At 61.9% G+C, this 18,477-nt stretch carries 8 protein-coding genes; 3 read left to right on the top strand and 5 right to left on the bottom strand.

What is annotated here, in order from left to right; all coding sequences use genetic code 11:
* The first annotated feature begins 232 nt into the window (after nucleotides 1-232).
* Nucleotides 233-3,355, top strand: a complete 3,123-nt coding sequence (locus tag KZH41_RS07135; RefSeq protein WP_263274589.1) for a transglycosylase domain-containing protein — start codon at nucleotides 233-235, stop codon at nucleotides 3,353-3,355.
* Here KZH41_RS07135 and KZH41_RS07130 read toward each other — a convergent pair.
* On the bottom strand, nucleotides 3,264-7,952 hold the full coding sequence (locus tag KZH41_RS07130) for a hypothetical protein (RefSeq protein ID WP_263274588.1): 4,689 nt from the start codon (nucleotides 7,950-7,952) through the stop codon (nucleotides 3,264-3,266). The genes KZH41_RS07135 and KZH41_RS07130 overlap by 92 nt on opposite strands.
* Nucleotides 7,953-8,087: 135 nt before the next feature.
* On the opposite strand from KZH41_RS07130, the gene KZH41_RS07125 reads away from it, so the two are divergent.
* Both KZH41_RS07125 and KZH41_RS07120 read left to right on the top strand, forming a co-directional pair.
* Nucleotides 8,088-12,953 carry a dermonecrotic toxin domain-containing protein gene (locus tag KZH41_RS07125; RefSeq protein ID WP_263274587.1) on the top strand — a complete coding sequence of 1,622 codons (4,866 nt, stop codon included), beginning with the start codon at nucleotides 8,088-8,090 and terminating at the stop codon, nucleotides 12,951-12,953.
* A 39-nt stretch (nucleotides 12,954-12,992) separates the two neighbouring features.
* Complete coding sequence (locus tag KZH41_RS07120; RefSeq protein WP_263274586.1) at nucleotides 12,993-13,154, top strand: hypothetical protein; 162 nt, start codon at nucleotides 12,993-12,995, stop codon at nucleotides 13,152-13,154.
* Nucleotides 13,155-13,348: 194 nt separating this feature from the next.
* On the opposite strand, the gene KZH41_RS07115 is transcribed toward KZH41_RS07120, so the two are convergent.
* Genes KZH41_RS07115 through KZH41_RS07100 form a run of 4 tightly spaced genes read right to left on the bottom strand, consistent with a single transcriptional unit; the run spans nucleotide 13,349 to nucleotide 18,386 of the window.
* A complete protein-coding gene (locus tag KZH41_RS07115) occupies nucleotides 13,349-13,846 on the bottom strand; it encodes a CS1 type fimbrial major subunit (RefSeq protein WP_094950933.1) in 498 nt (165 codons plus the stop codon).
* A complete protein-coding gene (locus tag KZH41_RS07110; RefSeq protein ID WP_094950934.1) occupies nucleotides 13,843-14,583 on the bottom strand; it encodes a pilus assembly protein in 741 nt (246 codons plus the stop codon). The genes KZH41_RS07115 and KZH41_RS07110 overlap by 4 nt, the downstream gene beginning before the upstream one ends.
* A 41-nt stretch (nucleotides 14,584-14,624) precedes the next feature.
* The gene (locus KZH41_RS07105; RefSeq protein ID WP_263274585.1) at nucleotides 14,625-15,863 is read right to left on the bottom strand and encodes a hypothetical protein; all 1,239 of its coding nucleotides are present in this window, start codon (nucleotides 15,861-15,863) and stop codon (nucleotides 14,625-14,627) included.
* 6 nt (nucleotides 15,864-15,869) lie between these two features.
* Nucleotides 15,870-18,386: a CS1-pili formation C-terminal domain-containing protein gene (locus KZH41_RS07100; protein WP_263274584.1), complete on the bottom strand. Its 2,517-nt coding sequence runs from the start codon at nucleotides 18,384-18,386 to the stop codon at nucleotides 15,870-15,872.
* Between the last annotated feature and the right edge of the window lie 91 nt (nucleotides 18,387-18,477).

Here is an 18,477-nt window from a genome sequence, read left to right as displayed (position 1 = left end):
TATAAAAATGGGCCAATTTAGGGGAAGCGCCGGTCAAAATGCCATTTTACAGGAGCATCTTACCTGCATTGAGCGACAAAACGTCGCGCAGCACCACGCTGACAAATGGTTTGCCACTGCAAGCCCGCTCGCCATAAGAACCCGCGCACCACACACAAATCCCTCACAACCAGCCCTCAGCGACTACGCTTCAAGCAGGTCCGATCTATCTGCGTGAAGGGATCAATCGACTATGGGCGCACTCTGGCAAACCGAATCGAGCAAGGCTGCGAAACTACAAGGCAGTTCGGACCCAGCGCCCTTACCCAAAAATAAACCCAGGCCCCGCCATGGGCGGCGCCTGTTCTGGTTGATCGTGTTGATGGCACTGGTAGCGCTGGGGTTTGCCGCCGCCAAAGAGCTGCGCACCTCCCGCCTGCAAGCCCAGGAGCTCAGCCGCCTGGCCCGCAGCCTCACCTACCAGGTTGAGCCCGGCCCCAGCCAGGCCATGGTTTATCCGGGGGCCGGCCCCTTCGACCGGCGCCTGGGTTACAGCAACCTCGGCAGCTTCCTGCCGCGCCTGCTCAAGCGCGGTTATGTGATTGAGGCCCAGGCGCGCTTTTCGCCCGCGTTGATGGACTACACCGCCAAGGGCCTGTTCGTGCCCTACGCAGAGAAGATCCAGGCCGGGCTGACCATCAGCGACTGCCGCGCCGTGCCGCTTTACCAGTACAACTACCCGCAACAGCTGTACGAAAGCTTCGCCGCAATCCCGCCCGTGGTGGTCAACAGCCTGCTGTTTATCGAAAACCGCGACCTGCTCGACCCCAGCCAGCCCCAGGCCAACCCCGCCGTCGACTGGCCGCGCTTTGCCAAGGCCGCGTGGTCGCAAGTCGCCAAGGTGCTGCACCTGCCGGGCCAAAGTGCCGGCGGCAGCACCTTGGCCACCCAGCTGGAAAAATACCGCCACTCCCCGGACGGCCTGACCGTGTCGGGCGAGGAAAAACTGCGGCAGATGTTTTCCGCCGCTGTACGCGCCTATCGGGATGGGCCGCAGACCTTGCCGGCGCGGCAGAATATCCTGCGTGACTACCTCAACAGCGTGCCGCTGTCGGCGGTGCCCGGCCACGGCGAAGTGCATGGCCTGGCCGAGGGTTTGCGGGTGTGGTACGGCGCCGACTTCAACCACGTCAACCTGGCGCTGGTGGGCTCGGTGAACGCCGAGCAAGGCCTGGCACTGCGCCAGGTGTTGTCGTTGATCATTGCCCAGCGCCGACCTTCGCACTACCTGGCCAAGGGTCGCGAAGAGCTCGCCGAACTCACCGACAGCCACCTGCGCCTAATGGCGCAAAACAGTGTCATCACCCCTGCTCTGCTCCAAGCGGCACTGGCGGCCAAGGTCAGCTATCGCGACTGGTTGCAACAACCGACGCTGCAACCGGTGGAGACCAACAAAGGCATCAGCATGGCCCGCGCGCGCCTGGCCACCCTGCTCGACCGGCCGCTGTATGACCTGGACCGCCTCGACCTTGCGGCGACCACCACCCTGCAAGCCCCGTTGCAGGGCCAAGTCAGCGAATACCTCAAGCACCTGGCCGACCCCGACTTTGCGCGCCAGGTCGGCCTGCTCGGCGAACGCCTGCTGAGCGAGGCCAACACCGCGCAAGTGCGCTACAGCTTCACCCTGTTCGAGCTGACCCCGGACGGCTCACGGGTACGCGTGCAAACCGACAACACCGACCAACCCTTCGATATCAACGAAGGCAGCAAACTGGAACTGGGCTCCACCGCCAAGCTGCGGGTACTGACCACCTACCTGCAAATCATCACCGAGCTGCACGATAAGTACGCCGCCCAAGCCCCCGCTGCGCTGAAAAAAATCACGGTCGACGACCAGGACCGCTTGAGCCGCTGGGCCCTTGATTACCTGATCCAGACCCCGGACAAATCCCTGGCAAAAATGCTCGAAGCCGCCCTTGATCGCACCTACTCGGCCAGCCCCGGCGAAAGCTTTTTCACCGGCGGCGGCCTGCATCACTTCCATAACTTTCGCAACGAAGACAACGGCCGCAGCCCCAGCTTGCGCGACGCCCTGCGCGAATCGATCAACCTGCCGTTCATTCGCCTGATGCGTGATGTGGTGCGCTATACCACCTATTCCGGCGCCAATAACAGCGCCCAATTGCTCAAGGACGACAATGACCCGCGCCGCCAGGAATACCTCGCCGATTTTGCCGACCGCGAGGGCACGACCTTCCTGCGCAAGTTCTGGAAGAAGTACCAGAAAAAAGACACCCAAACGCGCCTCGACACCTTTCTGGACGGCCTGCGTCCCACGCCAATGCGCCTGGCCGCCGTGCACCGCTATTTGTTGCCCAACGCTAACCAGGAAAGCTTCAACCTGTTCGTGCGCGCGCACCTGACCGGGGTGAAAACCAACGAGAAGCTCAGCGACGAACGCCTGCAAAAACTCTACACCGCTTATGGCCCCGGCACCTATGACCTGCCCGACCAAGGCTACATCGCCAAGGTTCACCCGCTGGACCTGTGGCTGATGGGCTACCTGCTCAACCACCCCGAGGCGACCTTCAGCGAAGTGGTCAAAGCCGGCCAGTTCGAGCGTCAGGAGGTCTACAGCTGGCTGTTCAAAAGCCGCCATCAGAGCGCGCGCGACAGTCGCATCCGGACCATGCTCGAAGTGGAAGCCTTCCTCGATATTCATCAGCGCTGGCAGGCGGTCGGTTATCCGTTCGACCACTTGGTGCCGTCACTGGCCACGGCCATCGGCAGCTCCGGCGATCGCCCGGCGGCGCTGGCGGAATTGATGGGGATCATCCTCAACGATGGCGTACGCGCCAAAGTGGTACGCATCGACAGCCTGCACTTTGCCGCCGATACGCCGTATGAAACCCGGGTGATCAACGACCCCGCCACCGGCAAACGAGTGTTGCCGATGGAAGTGGCGCAGGCGCTGCGCGGGGCCTTGTCCCAAGTGGTGGACGCCGGCACGGCCAAACGCGTGGCCGGCAGCTTCAAGCTGGATGACGGCACACCGCTGGCCATGGGCGGCAAGACCGGCACCGGCGACAACCGCATCGAAGCCATCGGCGCCGGTGGGCGGGTGCTCAGTTCCAAGGCGATCAACCGCACCGCCACCTTTGTGTTCTATATCGGCGAGCGCCACTTTGGCACCCTCACCGCGTTTGTTCCGGGCAGCTCGGCGCAAGGCTTCAAGTTCACCTCGGCGCTGCCCGTGCAGGTGCTCAAAGGCATGGCGCCGATTCTTATGCCGTACTTGAAGCCGGGGAGCCAAACGCTGTGCCTGCCGGTAGAGGGCCCGCACGGAAAAACAGCCGCCGGGCAAAAGGCCGGGTAATCGTTGCCCGGTCAATGTCCAGGGTCTGGCGCACACGCCCGGTTTGGCCGGTGCGCATACGGGCGAACGCCTCGGCCTCGACCCGGGCTTGGGCCTGGCGCCCCAGGCGCTCCTGCTCAGGGCGCTTGAGATGAGGCTCACCCTCGTAATGATCATCCGGGCTGTCCCGTCGTTTGTAGTGGAAGTGGGCATAACACAACGCCTGTTGGGTATCCCGTGCGTCGGTGACCACATAGACCTGCAAGTAATCATCGACGGTGCCCTTGAGCAACACGCGTTCACCCTGCCGGAAAATCCGCACTTCACCGCGTGAGAAAAGAAAATCGACGCCGCCCTGAGTCGCTGGCCGACGCCGAGTCGCGCGGGTTCGTGCGTTTACCCCGGCAGCGCTCAGCCGGGCTTGCGCCAGCCGCAGATCACGCTCCATTGTCAGTGCCTTGGCCTGTTGCGGGGCCACCAGCCGGGTGTTTTCCATGCCCTGGCGTCTGCGGGCAATCGCCTCGGCAGTCCACCGGCGCATATTGGCCTGAGCCTCCAGCAGGTACTCCAAGGACGACGGATCGTTGGCCCGCTCAATCAAGGCTTCGACCTGCTGAATAGCCATATGCTCGTCGTCCAACAGGCCCTGGCCCTTTTGCAACAGGCTACCGAGTTGCGCATCCGCCTTGGGCGCCGGTTTCACCGGTTCCCACACCCCATCATCCGCCTCGGTGAACGAACCAATGACCTCGCCGCCCGCCTCGTGCAGCGCTGCGGTGACAGGCCCCGGCTGTGTGGCCTCACTGACCTGTGCCACATACATATCGTGATTGCGTGTACGGATGATTTTTTTGCGCCGGCTGCCTTGGGGCGCGGGGGCAGGCACCGCCGGCGGTGCTGCCTGGGGTGGCACTTGCAGGAGGTCTGCAAGGTCTTTTTCGGCCTGTTGGTGCAAGCTGGCCAGCAGCTCCTGCAGTTTTTGCAGAAACTCCAGATCGAATGTGTCAGGCGCCATGGCACGCCAGAACTCAATCTGATCGTCGGTTTGCGCATAGACGTGGTCAATGCTTTTGAGCAGTTCAATACGCTCTGCCGACGTCGCTTGAAGCTGCTGCAAATCCGCCAAGGATCGACTCGCCAGACGTGCACGGTTAACGGTTTCATCGACACTGTTGAAGAAATCGTCGCTGAGCACAGGCCCTGCCACATCAATCGAGATGCGCCACAACGTCGTCAGTAGCAAGGATTGCAGGTCCCGTATCGAAGGACGTACCCCCAGCGTCAGCGCCCCAGCTTTGTCGCGCCCCAGACGGGGCACCTGGCTCAGGTCATCCAGATAGCCTGCTTCCAGGGTTCGCCAGCGGATTGCCTTTTCTTGCACAGCGGCCAATTCACGCATGATCGTGTCCAGTTCGGCGTGATCTTCACGGTTGATAGCCGACTCGGCCTCCTCCGTGGTTTCCCCGCTCAGCCGATCCACGACTGGCCTGAGCCGGGTATTGAGGGCAACGATTTGTCGTCGCGACTGTGCATCCAACAGCTGCGCGGTCAGAATCACTGACTCCAGCGCCTGGCACAGATGCGCCTCATAGCCGGGTCGCGGCCCCAGCTCCCGCAGGTACTTGAGTCGTTGCAGCTCCAACTGCCCATGCTCGAATTTGTTGCTCATTTCCCGGCCATAAGTCTCCCATGCCTGCGCGCGCTGCTGCTCAGTGATCTGCCCGGCCGGCTGGGTCGCCAACGTGCGCGCCAGTCTCATCGCGCGGTCGGCCCTGGCCCGGTCCGCCACCGTCTTTTCATAGTCGACCTCAAGCGAAACGCGGGTAGCCAGCTGCGCTTGCCGGGTACGCTCAATCGCCTCGTCAGCATTGCCCCCCGGCAAACGCAGGCCCAGGTCAAAATCCCACTGGCCCTGCCCCAAGTGCCTGAGCCAAGGGCCAAGGGTGGCGCCATCCGCGCTGACCACCCGGACCAGGCCCTGCATGACGTTAACCCGGTACAACGCCCCTTGAACCAGTGCCTGCCATTGCTGCGGGACCTGCGAGGTATCGCGCAGCAAACCTTGGGTCGGGCCACTGGCATCGGCATTGTCCAGGGTGACCGGCCAGGGCTCGGCAAAGGTCTTGAGCCGCAACGGCTGAATCAGCGCCTGTTGTTGTGTGCTAAGCACCTGCCGGGCGTTGGCCCAGCGCGTAGGTGCGTAGAAGGTCACGGGGGCGGGAATCGGCTTGAGCGGCACTGCGATTGGCTCGCCAGCGGCGGGTTCGACACGCGCCAGGGGCGCAAACACTGGGTGCTCGAGCGCCACATGCTGCTGGGTATCCTGGGGCGTGGCTTGATGGGCGACAATCGCCATCAGGTTCGCCAGCATGTCCGTCAGGGCGGCGTTGCGGGTTTGCCCGTCCTGGCTCTGTAAACCGTCGATATCGCGCTGCGCACTGTCCACCACCTGCAGCAGCCAACCGCCCAGCGCCAACGGCCCGTTGAGCAACGGCAGCACGGTACCGAACAGCAGCCATCCAGCCTGCTTCAAGTTGGCCCAACGCTGCTCGGCATTGGACACCGCCTGGCGATCGGCCAAGGCCACAAGGGCCTTGGCCGTGGCCTCGAACACTTGGTGCGCAGGGTCTGTGTTGCTCACCTGTTTGCTCAGTTGAGCCGGCGCAGGCGCTTCATACACGGTGAATTCATCGCCCTGCAAAAAGCGGCGGATATGCGGCTGGTTAAAACCCTTGTTGGCATACACCGCCCGGCGCGCGGGCGCGAGCCAGGTCAGCACGTTGTCCTGTAAGGCGCCTGGGTTCTTGATCGCTGTGAACAAGGCCTCCAATGACTCATATTCCTGCAGCATCGGGCTGAACAACGGCCGGTACAGCAGGTGCGGCCCGCTTTGCCCCAGCAATGGGCCAATGACGAACATGTTAGCGACCCCATCCGCGTGGGCGTCCGCCGTGGCCTTGAACGCCAGCGGCCACAGCGCAACAGCCTGTGTGCCGACCTTGCGTTCGGCGGCGCTGGCCTGCAAGGCCGCCCGTACTCGCTGAAAACCGACCCAGGTCACACCGTGCTCGCCCGTGAGCTTCGACGCCAGCGCCCACAGCGGCAGTTGCACACGCAGTTGCCGGCTGAACTGTTGCCGGCGGCGGGTGGCCTCGGCGGTGTCGTCGATCAGCATTTTTTTCAGCAGGGCGGGATAGGTCTGGCCTACGTCCGCCTCCTCTACGCACTGCTTGATCAGGCTGTAGGTCAGCCACGTCGGCGCCGCTTTGCCGTTCAGCGTAATGCGCTTGGCGGTATGCGGGAAACCGGCCAGGTTTTCCAGGGCCAGTTCGGTCAGCGTCACCGTGACCGGGTCCACCTCGCCGGCAATGAACCCGCCCTGCACCGGCACGGGTGCGGCAATCACCCGATCAAAGGTCAGGGAAACCTCGCCCGGCTTGATACGCGTCGCGCCAGGTTGCGCCTTCAGGCAATGCTGCAACTGGCGGTCGGCACAGGCTTGAATCGACTCGATACCCGCCAGGAAATGCGTGGCCCCGCTGTCGTGCTGAGCCAACACCCACTGCTGCAACAGGCGCGCATAGGCGATGCTGTCCTCGGCACCCGCCTGGGCCAGCCACAACGGCATGGCTTGGCGCAGGCGCTGTTGGCGCGCACTCAGTTCGCAGACAAACCAGCGCCGTGGATCAACGATGTAATCGAGCAGCGCCTGGCATGCCTCAACGGTGCGCGGCACGTCACGCTCGATGCTGTCGATTTCCAACTGCTGGCGGGCCAGGTAGCTCGCCGCCAAAGCATCGAAGGGGTCGCCCTGGGCCTGCTGGGTGAACCACTGGTCAGCCGCGCCCGTCAGTACCGGGCTGGTGTAGGCCGGTAACAACGCGCCAACGTCGTCAAGGCTATTGAGTTCGTGCACACCGCTGGCCGGGCTGAACAGCAGGGTTTTCGCGGCATGGCTGAGTATCAGCAGCGGCAACGTCTGCGCCTGATCGCCCGCCAGCCCCGCGCCCAGCAGGTGCACGGTTCGCACCTGCAGCGGGCCGTCATGCAGGCTCCATTGCACAGAGGGCCGCAGGGGGCGCAGCAGGGTCTTGGGGAACAGCGCGGCGAAGCCCTTTTCGTCCATACCGGGTGGCTTGGGTGAGTCGTAAAGCAGCCCCAGCAGGTGATCGGACAGATAACGCCAACGGGTCATGTTGATCGGCACAGGCTCACGCCACCAGGCTTGCAAACGGTTGCCAAAAGACCTCAGGAGCACCGCGCCGCAGTGATTGATCAGCTTCTCGACATCGGCGAGGCTCGGCCCACCGGGCTCGAACACCTCGCGAACCCGGCAGACCACGAGGTGATAGCCCTCGACCAGCAACGTAGGCCTGGCATTGGCCAGGCGCTGCACCAGCAGTTCGGGCAAAGGCTGGTAGGTAGAGCTGTCAGCCGTGGGGGTGCCCAGATGGATCAGGCTGGCGGACCATTTTTGCGCCGCAAAATACTGGTCCAAGTAGGCCTGGGCAGCTTCTTGCGCCACCGCTTGCAACGGCGCGGGGCTTAAAAACAGCGTCTCGATTTGCTCGATATGCACTTGGCGCGCAGACGTTGCGCGAGGCTCGGAGGGCGTCATGACAGGGCTTCTCAGTGATATAGACCCGCGGACGCTACACGCTGCCAGGCGCCCGATGACCATACACAGTTACTGCCAGACCAGCCCCTGTACGGGCCTAGTCTGAGTGCCCTATTTGCCACAGAACACCACGCCATGAGCGCACTTGTTTCACAGGCCCCCGAAGATAAAGGCCAACACTACGAACTCATCCGGGATGCTTTGCCCGACTGGGTCAAAACGCTGTCCGCTGCAAGAATCAGCGCCTTGAAATCCAGCCGAAAAACCATTGCGCCCTGGTACAAAAGTGCCTTGGCGCAGCCGCATCAACTGTTGAAAACCGCGATTGCCGAACAGTGGAAAACCCAATCCCACGTCGACAAAAAACTCTCAGCAATCACCGACCTCAAACGCTTTGCCGAACCCTTGTTAAAAGCGGCACTGAAGCAGCACTACAACCTCGATGTGGACGTTCACAGCACCTACCTGCGCCTCTATGCGCCGGTCAAACAAGCCTGGTGGGTCACTGACATTCGCCCAGGCGTAAAAAGCCGCACGGTCTCGCTGCTGGAGGCGGCGTTGCACAACTTTGCCGATTCAGAGGTGTTCACCGACGACTCGCAGTTCATCACCCGGCCTGACGCCCTCGACCATTTCGAGGTGCTCGCGCTGAAAAAACAGCTGTCGATCCAACAGTTCAAGACCCTGGTGCGCACCCTCGACATCGGCGCCCAGTACCAACAGCACCTTGAGCGTTACCTGGGCCGTTCCGAACCGGTGGTGGACGGCGTGCTGCGCGCGCATGTCACCCGCAACCACCAGGCGGCCCTCAAGGTCGCAGCGCAGATGGCGCTGATGAAAGGCGATATCCAGCCGCAGGACCATAGCCTGATCACGCAGCTGATTGCCGGTCGCCAAGGGCTGACGCTGGACGGCAAGGCTGTGCATTGCCATGGCCTGAGCCTGATGGACGCGACCTTGACCGGTGTTGTACTGATCGCCGCCGACCTGGAGACCAGCCGCCAGGCGCTTCCTGTCATCGTGTATGTACCGGATGACCCGCAGCACCCACTCAAGCGCTACGCCTCCACGCTCGAGTTCATGCTGGCGCTGACCCGGCAACTGCGTCAGCCCGACTATCAACAGTTTTTCAGCCGGTTCATCGACCATTCATACCAAGGGCTTTTTTTCAGCCAGTTAGGCGCGCGCCTCAGCCAGGTGAAATGGCACCAACACGTGCCGGGCGATCCCCAGCCGACCTGGCACGACACGGCGCTCGACAACCCCAACCTGCAGTTCAGCGTGACCCGTATCCGAACACCGTTGTGGGAGCATCTGTACCAGCAACAAATCAACAAAACCCTCAACGATGCGCGTGAACTGGCCATCGCCACCGCCTACGCCGACCGCATGGCACGCTGGGCCTGGTGGGACAACCTGGAGAAAATCCTCTCGGACATGCTTAACGTGGCGTTACTCGTCGTGACGCCGTTCGTGCCTTTTTTGGGCGAATTGATGCTGGCCTATACCGCCTATCAACTCGCGGACGAGGTCTTCGAAGGCCTGTTGGATTGGGCTGAGGGCCAGGGCACAGAAGCCATTGAACACGTGGTTGGGGTCGCGGAAAACGTGTTGCAACTGCTCGCGTTCAGCGCTGCCCACCTCACGCTGTCACCCTTCGTCGAGCGTTTGAAGCGTGTGGCCCTGAGTGACGGAAAACTGCGTTTATGGCATGCGGACTTGAGCCCCTACGAACAAAAAAACCTGACCCTGGCGCCCGCATCGCAGCCCGACGCGCAAGGGTTTCATCAGCATGAGGGCAAAAAAATCCTGCGTCTGGAAGACAAGCACTACGCCGTCAGCCAGGAGCCCGACACCGGCCTTCAGCGCATTATTCACCCACAACGCCCCGAGGCTTATCGCCCCGAAGTGGTGCTTAACGGTCGCGGGGCCGTGGTGCTCGAGGGCGAGGAACCCAGGCGCTGGAACGACTCGCAGTTGTTCCAGCGCCTAAGCCCGTTGACCGCCAACTGGCCAGAGGCACGCCTGCAACAATTGCGCGATATCAGTGGCATCGAACCCGGCGCGCTGAGGCATATGTACAGCGAAAACCAGCCACCACCACCGCTGTTGGCCGACACGCTGGACCGTCTCGAACTCAGGCAGCACATTGATACGCTCAGCGAGCCGTCCGGCGACACCGGGGAAGCCGCCTATTGGTCCGCCGACATGGTCACGCGAATGGACGGCTGGCCCAGCGACAAAGCCATCGCCGTGTTCGAGGCCGCCGACCTGAGCGGCGAGTCGATGCAACATGGTGCAAGCCAGGCAGCGCCGGATGCGACATTAGCCATCAGCCGTGAAGACTTGGCGGCCGGTCGGCTGGCGGAACGGGTGGTGGGCTTTCTCGACGAAGCCGAACTCGCGGGGCTGATCGGCGCGCCCTTGCCCGCCGCCCCCAGCGCGCGGGCCCACACGCTGCGGGAGCAACTGAGCCGTTACGTGGCCTCGCGCAAAGACGACATCTTCGAGCATCTGTATGGCTTCAAACGCCAGTCATCCAGCGCCCACGGGCAGTTGCTGCAAAGACAGTGCCCCAACCTGCCCGACAGCCTGGCACAAGCGATACTGGCCCAGGCCCGGCCCGCTGAAGTGCAGTTGATGAACGACGCGAGTCGTCTGCCGTTGCGCCTCAAACATCAGGCCAGGGAGCTGCAGTTCGAAGCCCGCGCCACCCGCGCCTATGAGAGCATCTACCAAGGCAGCACCCCCACACCCGACACCGAGCGGATGCTGCTCAACACCCTGAAAATCCACAGTAACGCCTTTGGCAACCAGCGCCTGAGCATCCGCGAGCAACTGCCCAGCGGGCAACTGCGCTGCCGTGTCGGCCCGCACGATGCGAGCACCGATACGCTGCTGATCCGCACCGCGCCAGGGCGGTACGCACTCGACGGCGCAAGCCTGCAGACCACCTGGGACCTGTATGAAGCCGTCCTGCGCAACGTGCCGCGTAACACCCTGGGCTTCGCGCCGGGCGAAGGCGAAGGGCTGCGCCAGTGGCTCAAGCAGACCCTGCAACCGCCGGCAGAACGGCGCACCGTGCTGGCCGACCCGCCGACCCTCGCAACCGCCTCCAGAGAGACCCAGTTGCTGCTGCAAAAGCCCCTGTTCAGCGCCCTGCGCCAACGGCTGGGCCGCCCCCGTGTTGAGGATCGGCTCAAGCTGCTCTACCCGACGCTGAGCGAAGAGGACGTGACGGCCTATGCCGAGTCCTTGAACACGGCCGATGGCAAACGCCTGCTACTCGCACTTGAAACCCAGAAGCGAAGCCTGCTCAACGCACTGAAAAAATGGCAGAACCAACCTGCCGCAGGCACTCAGCAACGCCGACCGCCCCTGCCGGAAAAACTGTTCAGGAAGCGTTTGACCACACTCATTGAGGAAAGCTGGGAGCAATCGGCCAAGGGTTACGAAACCGATTTCGGCGGCCGCCGATTGGGCAGCGAACTGGACCTGCAGGGCGAAACCATCTTCGGCTTTTTACAGAATTTCCCCACCCTTGAAAGACCCTTGGAGCACATCACCAGCCTCAACCTTGCGGGCACCGATTTCACTGACGCCGACAGCCCGTTCCTGTGCAACTTTCCCAACCTGCGCAGCTTGGATATCACCGGCAAGCGCCTGGTCAGCTTGCCCGAGGCCGTCGCCGGGCTGCGCCGGCTGACGCACTTGGGCCTGGCCGAAAACCCGATCCGCTGGAGCACGCAGCACCTGGAACAGCTCAAGCAATTGAACCATCTGCGCGTGCTGATCCTCTCGCACAACCCGCATCTGGTGGCACCGCCGGACATCAGCCGCATGCCGGAACTGCGCATACTGGTGCTCAATAACACCCCGCTCAGCCAATGGCCTACGGGCCTGTTCGAGTTGCCGCGTTCGCCGGACTTCAACCTGAACCTGCTGAACACGCCCATCACCCAGGTGCCCACCGTCGAGCCCGGCTCCGCGTCGGCGGAGCTGGTGGCCCGCACGCGTTTGGACCGCAACAAGCTTGAGCCGGGCGCCGAGGACCGTCTGGTCAGCTACCGCCGCGCGGCGGGCCTGGACCCTTATCGCACGTACCCCCCGCGAGGCGAGCTGGACAGCCAACACTGGCTCAGCCACTTGCCGGAGGAGCTGCGCCCGTTATGGCAGGAGGTCTGGGATGACCTGGAACGGGAACACGGCTCCCAAGGCTTTTTTGAGGTCATCAAAAGCCAGCAGCACCCGTCTCCCGAAGTCGTCCAGGACCCGGATGACCTGACGCGCTATGAGCTCAACCGGGCGCATCTGCGCACCAATGTGCTGCGCCTGCTGAGAGCGGCTGACAGCGATGAGCCCACTCGCACTGCGCTGTTCAACCTTGCCGCCACCCCCACCCACTGTGCCGATGCGGGTGCTCAAGTGTTCAATGCCATGGGCATCGAAACCCTGAAGCTGGAGGCGTGGAACAAGCCTTCCCCTCAAACCCGGACTGACGCGCTGGTGCTGCTGGCAAAACAGAAAGCGCGACTGGACAAGGTCAACCGGATTGCCCAAAAAGATATTGAGGCGCGCCTTCGCGCACCCACGCGCAACAGAGATGGCAGCGCAGGCCCCGCCTTGCGCCTGACCACCGATGTCGTCGACGGCGTGTCGGGCACCCTGGATGAGGTCGAGGTGTACAGCGCCTACCAGACCGGTCTAAAGACGCAGCTGGACCTGCCCTGGCTGGCGGACCACATGCTCTACCGCGAGACCGGCAATGTCCAAACCCGGCAACTGATCAGTGCCTACAACAAGGTGATCGAGGAGGAGCAAGGCGATGGGCTGGTGGAACAAATGCTCGAGCAGTACTTCTGGAGCGACTATTTGCGCGGTACCCATCCCGATGAGTACCGACAGATCAACTGTCAGCACGAACAGGTCAGTGAAAACATCGACGATTTGCGCCTGGCTCAGAACGCCTGGACGGCCCATGAACAACTGCCGCCGGAATAGCAAAACCCGGCCACCGGCGCCCCACTCAAGCAGCGCCTGGTGGAGCTGGCCGACGCGCTGCAGGTGGCCCGAGCGCAGGTCTTGACCGGCGAACCCATGAGCGAGGAGCTGTACCTGAGCCTGTTTCTCAAGAGTTTCTACGACGAACAGGAACTGGGGCGACGCCTGACTCGCCAGGCCATGGTGGCCGCTGGCGTTTAACACCCTTCTGTTGCCGTACACCCGCGACAACAACGAACGGCGCGATGTAGGGGTTATTGGGGCTGTCTCGCGGATCATTAGTGTGGGCATTCGCGTGGGGTGCCCTCACAACTGACACCGGCCGGCACGGATAACCCTATCGCTACACAAAACCCAGGTTATGCCTTCGCAACCACTCGCCTCTATCGAGGACCTCAAGGGCTCAACGCATCAAAGATGATTTGCACATTGCCGAAGTACTGGCCCGGCAGGTAACCGTCAGCGGGTTGCTCGGCGGCAACCACCAGCGGCACGCGCTTGCCGACCTTGGCCTCGTCTTCCGGCACCACGAGGGTGTCGACCACATCCAGGCGATGGCCATTGAAGGTCACTTGCAGGGTAATCACGTCAGTGCCATTGGACAGCACCGGCGCAAAGCCCAGGCGCGCATTGATACCGCCCAGCACGTTCTTCACATCAAAAGGTTCACGCAACGAGCTAAGGCGCCCGGTCACCAGGTTGTAGCTCATGACCTGCTCGCGCTCGAGAAGCCCTGGGTTGACCGGCAGCACGTAAAAGGCGCTGGTGGGCACCTGAACCGAGACATGAAACACCGCTTCCTCTCGGACAGCGACGGCTGAAAAACTGAGCAGTGCCAACACACAAAACAGCACTATCGCGGACAACCGCCACTGCGGCGCCCTCCGGCTCATCCTTTCACCACTTGGTCTTTGCTGGCCTGGCCCTCGACGAGTTTAAAGCGGTATTCACGGCCCGCTTCCTTGTCGAACGAGAAAGTGCGACCCGGCAACACATGGTTTTTGGTGGTGGGGTGACAGTCGTCGGCCTTGCCGACCACGCAGTTTTTGAACTCATCCACCTCGATCACGCTGTTGCCGTTGTTGTGCAGAGCGTATTGAGCACCGCTGTTTTCAATGCGGGTGTCGTAGCGGGTGTCCTTGGGCCGCACAAAAAATACCGTGCCATAACCGGCCAATACACTAACCCCGGCCTGCAAGGTGCTTTGGTAAGCCTCACGTTCCTCCTCGGTGACGGCAAACGCGTCCTCCTTCTCCGGCACCACGGGGATGTAACGCACGCGAAAATAGCGCTCGTCATTGCGCTCACCCAAGAACACCAGGCGTGTGCCCTGCATGCCGTTGGCCGGCACGATCAGCCTGGCCGGGCTGGCCATCAAGCCGTCACGGGCGCTGCTGTCGAGCTGGGTTTGAAGCGGCACTTCCTTGGCAACGCCCTGTTCGTCGTAGAGAATTTCCAGCACCTCGACCTTCACAAACGCGGTGCTGGTGCCGCCGTTGAAAATGCGCTTGAGATAAGTACTTTTGTCGCCGTCGAGGTAGTCATAGACCACCCCCACGTTGATGCTCGGCCCGGCATGGGCAGCATGGGCAAACAAACACAACCCCAGCAATGACAGTAAACTTTTCATGACAATCAAACCTCATGTGAATGGCAGGCAGCACGACTGCCCTAGACTTCTGAATCCCATATAACCGTGACGTTGCCGGTGTACTTGTTCGGCGCGCCAGGCACGAACATCTGCGGCATCGCGTCAGCCGGCACTTCGAAATGCAGGGTGCCCGGCCGGCGATCAACGTAGTGGGTTGGGGCAAACAGGCTGGTGGTGCTGCCGTCGAGCAGCAAGGGCAATCGGCTGACCCTCTGGCCGCTTACATCACCGATACCATTGGGCAGGCTGACGCTGATATTCAGCGGTACACCGGTGCCGTCTTCGGACTCGATTGCGCAGGTGTTGCCGCTGGGGAACTGGCATTGCAGTTCCATCTTGAAGCGCCCCGAGGACCAGATATTGAAGGTCTGGTCACGGAACAAGCGCGTTGGCCGTCGGCCTTGTTGAACCCAGGATTGCCAGCCGCCCTGGGGCACCAGCTCGACGTTATTGCCCCCCGGCGGGATTTCGACTTTGAGGATATGCTCTACGCTCAGGGTAAAGTTGAAAACCAAGGTGTCGTCGTTGGGGATCATGATGTCACCGAAATCAAAATCCTGATTCGGGCCTAGCGAATAGGCGATGGTTCCCCGGTAAGTCCCGGTGGGCATGGTCAAAGGATTGGGCGTCCTCAGTTCATAGGCGTATTCGAAGTTGACATAGTCCAACCCCGGCACATCCACTCTGTGAACAAGGTTGCAGGCGCCTACGGCCTCAGGCACCAGCCAGAACCACAGCGCATATTGGGTAGTGCCTGTAAGAAACCCGGTGCTCAAACAAGGTGCTGGCGCGTACTGCCAGGTTCTGGGGCCCCACGAGTTAATGGTTGCAGGACCGGCGACGTTAAACCGGTTACCAATTCCCGCGATACGCACTTCGACAGTTTCCTTCGCCCCACCCTCTGACACCACCTCCAGGCTGCGCCATTCGGAGGGCATCTTGAACATCACTCCTTTACGCGCATCCGCAGGGCCACTGGGGTCGACCAGCATCGGACCATTGGAGCGAAAAGTGATGTCCCACGTGCGGATACTGAAAATCCCCAACTGCTTGCATCGCGCAGGTATGTGCCCCGGGCAGACCCCACTTTGCGGTGTGGTATTGATAAACTTGTTGTTCTGCGGATTTTGCGGGTCCGGAGAGAACACCGCCGTCAGCTCTTGTGTTGCGGCGCTGACTGAAAACGCGACACACCAGAGTAACGCGGTACTGAACAGGCCCCCGACAGGGCTATTTCTGGATCGTTGTTTCAAGAACATAGGATATCAACCTGCTGCTTCAGTGGTGGCGGTGGCATCGGCCAAGGTGTCTGGGGTACAGCGCAGATCACCGATCATCAGCACATCGTTCTCGCTGAGGGCCTTGCTCGGGTCGAGACGGAACTGGCACAGCAACTCGGTGCCACGGCGGACTTCCAGGGTCGGTGAACCGGCGTTCATTTCCATCGAGAAGAACCCATCCACCTCACTGACGCCCCGACTGGCGTGGTTGATGATGTGGTGGCCCTTGAGCGGGCGGCCTTGCGGGTCGACCAGGCGACCGAGCACAGTCACGGTTTTCATCACGCTGATCTTGCGATAACCGACGCCACCCTTGTTCATGTGGTAAGCAGTGCGGGCCGGCTGGATGGTGGCGGCCGGTGGGTGATTGCCCTCGAAGTCGAAGGCGACCGAGCTGCTCTTGTAAGCGGTGATAGGCACGAAGTTACGCCCGGGCCGCAGCGCCACGCTGGTGCCGGTCATGTCATCGGCGCGCAGGGCGATGTCTTCCACATCGGTCTCCACGTCAATGATCATTCCCGAGCCGCTGCCGTGGTACTGGCTGGTCAGGACCATCTTTTGCGCCCCCACTGCGAGTGTGTTGTTGAGGTTGAGGCCGCCGGTCAAATTGCCGTTAAAGGACGAGCGCTGCGCAAAGGCATCACCCGCCAGGGTGTCGGTGGCGAAGCTGGTCATGCTCGACAGGCCCATGCCGTAGACATCGGTCAGGGCCGTGACCGAGACGTTTTGCAGGGCGTGATCTTTGAGCTCTTTGCGGTAGGTCAGCGAGGCATTGTTGTCGCGCTGGCCTTCGCGCGCGGTGCGCGAACCGATGCTGCCTGACCAGCTTTCGCCCGGGCCACCGAGGGCCAGGTTGAGGGTCAGGTCGACGCCACGGTTACGCTTGTCGCCAGTACTGCTGCTGGAGGGTCGATCGAACACCGACAGGCGCCAATTGGCATCACTGCCGAACAAGGTGTCGTGACGCGTCCAACCCAGGTCCAACCCCGCCCCTTCGACATTGCCCTGGCTGTGGGATACGCGAGCATTCACCGAATTTCGGTTGCCCAAACGGTGGTTGATCGACAGCGACGATGTACTGGTTTGGCCGACAAACGTGTTGCGCTGGCGCAGACGCGTACCGTCGGGCAGGGTCTCGTAGGTGTTACGGGTGTCGAGCCAACTGCGGTTGTGGCTGACAATCACACTGCCCAAGCCGTAGCTGTAGAGCCCTTGCACATCCAGGCCGGTGCCGTAGTCGCGAGTCTGGTAGACATTGGCATACACGCTGGCGCCCTGGGCCAGGCTCCAGTCGATGGAGGTGCCCAGCTGCAAACGGTCCTGCACTTGGCGGCCGGACACACCGAGCACCGCGCGTGGGTGCAGCAGGTAGTTGACCGAGGCACCGGCGGTCATGTCGCCTTTGTCGCGCTGCTCCCAGTTGTTGAGCAAGGTGCTTTCGCGCCCGGCAAACAGGTTGTAGCGCCAACGCTCGTCATGGTTACGCCAGTTGTTGGGCTTGTACACCAGCTCCTGGCTGGTGGAGGTGACTTGGCCGTCTTCGACCAAGCGCACTTCCACTTCATAGATGCCGCCAGGCAAGGGCCGGGTATCGAGGGTCTGCAATCCGGCCGGCACACGTTGAGTGTTGATCAGCAAGCCGTTACGGAAGATCTCCACCGAGCCCTGGCGGTTGGCGGTGACGTAGATCGGGTAGACGCTGGGCTTGGGGTTGTTCATCGCCAGGCTGTCGGAGCTGCCAACCATGACCCCAACCGCCACGTCCGGCGCCGCGCCGAACGCACGGGGTTGGCGGTTCAGGCCCTCGGAGTTGGGGGTGAAATAACCCAGGCGCAAAAATTGGCCCTCGAACTCGCGCTGGGCGTAGGCCGAATAAAGTGCGTGGTAAAGCTGGGTGTCCGGCCCGCCCAGACGTGCCAATTGAACGTTCAGGGTTTGGCTCCAACTGCCCAGGCTGCTGGCTTCAACGCCAAAACGCCCACCCAGGTCCTGGTTCTGCCCGCCATTGAGGTTCAGTTGGTTATTGATGATGAGCCCGGTGCTGCCGCCGTCGGGCTGGGTGTAATACTGCTGTGGAGCAGCATCGCGCTCGGCATTTTCGGTGAGAATGGAGACTAGGGAGTTTTCCAGGTTGTAATGCACCGCCAGCAGTTGCCCGGGGCAGCTCTGCGTGCATGGCCCCAAGGGAATACCCGGCTTGAGGTAGTCCTCCCAGATATCGCGCTCGGCGCCGCTGATCGGGCTGTCACTATGGTCGGTAAACTCCAGCAGGGTGAGCCGGTCATCACGGGTCAGCACAACCATCGCTTCGCCCACGAACTGTTGATCCCGTTCAACCCGTACCGCCAGAGGCACATCAAAAAAATGCGCTTCGAAATCGCTCGGCAACCCTTTGGCCTGAGCCAGCAAACTGCGAAGGGTGTGATTGTTATCAGGCGCGGCCATAACGACCGAACAGGTGGCCAGCGCTATGGCTGCCACGAGGGGTCTCAAAGGGAACATGAACTCGATACTCTGTTTGCGAACGACAGACAGGTTGAATACCGACCGCGCAGCGGCCGGCAACTTCAATAAGGTGTGGGCTTATTTAAAG

It is taken from the genome of Pseudomonas sp. YeP6b (assembly GCF_025642995.1).
Classification (GTDB): Bacteria; Pseudomonadota; Gammaproteobacteria; order Pseudomonadales; family Pseudomonadaceae; genus Aquipseudomonas.
This window is presented reverse-complemented; position numbering and strand designations above follow the sequence as displayed.

Excerpts from the sequence above, each read along its gene's own strand:
- KZH41_RS07110 (WP_094950934.1), bottom strand. The coding sequence starts at position 14,583 with ATGAAAAGTTTACTGTCATTGCTGGGGTTGTGTTTGTTTGCCCATGCT.
- KZH41_RS07130 (WP_263274588.1), bottom strand. The coding sequence starts at position 7,952 with ATGACGCCCTCCGAGCCTCGCGCAACGTCTGCGCGCCAAGTGCATATC.
- KZH41_RS07105 (WP_263274585.1), bottom strand. The coding sequence starts at position 15,863 with ATGTTCTTGAAACAACGATCCAGAAATAGCCCTGTCGGGGGCCTGTTC.
- KZH41_RS07115 (WP_094950933.1), bottom strand. The coding sequence starts at position 13,846 with ATGAGCCGGAGGGCGCCGCAGTGGCGGTTGTCCGCGATAGTGCTGTTT.
- KZH41_RS07135 (WP_263274589.1), top strand. The coding sequence starts at position 233 with ATGGGCGCACTCTGGCAAACCGAATCGAGCAAGGCTGCGAAACTACAA.
- KZH41_RS07125 (WP_263274587.1), top strand. The coding sequence starts at position 8,088 with ATGAGCGCACTTGTTTCACAGGCCCCCGAAGATAAAGGCCAACACTAC.
- KZH41_RS07100 (WP_263274584.1), bottom strand. The coding sequence starts at position 18,386 with ATGTTCCCTTTGAGACCCCTCGTGGCAGCCATAGCGCTGGCCACCTGT.